General features: G+C 69.5%; 2 protein-coding genes and 1 pseudogene (1 of these 3 running past the window's edge). All 3 read left to right on the top strand.

What is annotated here, in order from left to right; translation table 11 throughout:
• Positions 1-830 (top strand): annotated as a pseudogene (locus ACFE99_RS11595) (FAD-dependent oxidoreductase) (it extends 108 nt beyond the left edge of the window).
• The gene (gene thiS / locus ACFE99_RS11590; protein WP_375485352.1) at positions 827-1024 is read left to right on the top strand and encodes a sulfur carrier protein ThiS; all 198 of its coding nucleotides are present in this window, start codon (positions 827-829) and stop codon (positions 1022-1024) included. Before ACFE99_RS11595 ends, thiS begins: the two are co-directional and overlap by 4 nt.
• Positions 1017-1667: thiazole synthase (locus ACFE99_RS11585; RefSeq protein WP_375485350.1), on the top strand; the 651-nt coding region annotated here is incomplete at its 3' end. The genes thiS and ACFE99_RS11585, both read left to right, overlap by 8 nt.

The raw sequence follows: 1667 nt of genomic DNA, 5'->3' as shown, positions 1-1667 counted from the left end.
GCCAGATGCAGGGGGCCATTGACCGCATCCGCAAGCAGGGCGACTATCTGGACGGGCTGCCGGCGCAGGTGATCACCGCCCGCGGATCGTTGGTGGTGGCCGTTGACTCCGCCGACGCCGCCGAGCTGCGCACCGTCGCCGACTGGCTGGCCGGGCAAGGCCACCCGGTGGTGTGGGAGTCGGCTGCGCGCGACGTGGAACCGCTTCTGGCACACGGCATTCGGCACGGCTTCCGGGCGCCCACCGAGCTTGCGGTCGACAACCGCACGCTGTTGGAAGGGCTGGCAGCGGCATGCGAGCGGGTGGGCGTGCAGTGGGCGGCGCCGGTGTATGAGCTTGCGCATATAGAGGCCGATGCAGTAGTGATCGCCAACGGCATCGACGCCCCGGCGTTGTGGCCCGGCCTGCCGATCCGGCCGGTGAAGGGCGAGGTGCTGCGGCTGCGCTGGCGCAAGGGCTGCATGCCGGTGCCGCAGCGGGTGATCCGGGCTCGGGTGCACGGTCGGCAGGTGTACCTGGTGCCGCGCGCCGACGGTGTCGTTGTCGGCGCCACCCAATACGAGCATGGCCGTGACACCGCACCGGTCGTCTCCGGGGTGCGTGATCTGCTCGCCGACGCCTGCGCGGTGCTGCCGGCCGTTGGCGAATACGAGCTGGCCGAATGTAGCGCCGGGTTGCGGCCGATGACACCGGACAACCAGCCGCTCGTCCAGCGTCTTGACGAACGTACCCTGGTGGCCGCCGGCCACGGGCGCAACGGTTTCCTGCTGGCGCCCTGGACCGCCGAACAGATCGCGTCCGAACTGGTTCCGATCGGAGCACACCCATGATGGTGTTGGTCAACGAGAAACAGGTCGAGGTCGACGAGCAGACCACGGTCGCGGCGCTGCTGCAGACCCTGGGTTACCCTGACCGGGGTATCGCGGTGGCGCTGGACCAAGCCGTCCTTCCCCGAAACCATTGGCAGACAACCCTTTCCGATGGCGCACGGCTTGAGGTGGTAACGGCGGTGCAGGGTGGCTGATTCTAAACTCACGATCGCGGGCCGCAGCTTTAGCTCCCGACTGATCATGGGTACCGGCGGGGCGACCAACCTGGCGGTGCTCGAGGAGGCGTTGGTCGCGTCGGGCACCGAGCTGACGACGGTCGCCATGCGCCGCGTCGACGCCGAGGGCGCCACCGGGATGCTCGATCTGCTGAACCGGCTTGGCATAACGCCGCTGCCCAACACCGCCGGGTGCCGCAGCGCCGCCGAGGCGGTGTTGACGGCGCACCTGGCCCGTGAGGCGCTGGGCACCGAATGGGTCAAGCTTGAAGTGATCGCCGACGAGCGCACCCTGCTGCCGGACCCGGTCGAATTGGTCAGGGCCGCAGAGCAATTGGTGGACGACGGTTTTGTGGTGCTGCCTTACACCAACGACGACCCGGTGCTGGCCAGACGCCTGGAGGACACCGGCTGCGCGGCGGTGATGCCGCTGGGCTCACCGATCGGCACCGGGCTGGGCATCGCGAACCCGCACAACATCGAGATGACCGTGGCAGCAGCCGGTGTTCCGGTGGTACTCGACGCCGGCATCGGCACCGCCAGCGACGCCGCGCTGGCGATGGAGTTGGGCTGCGACGCGGTGCTGCTGGCCAGCGCGGTGACGCGGGCCGCCGACCCGCCC

The sequence above is a fragment of the uncultured Mycobacterium sp. genome, from assembly GCF_964249325.1.
In the GTDB taxonomy this organism is placed as follows: domain Bacteria; phylum Actinomycetota; class Actinomycetes; order Mycobacteriales; family Mycobacteriaceae; genus Mycobacterium.
Note: the sequence above shows the minus strand (reverse complement) of the source record. Positions and strands in the feature narration are given on the sequence as shown.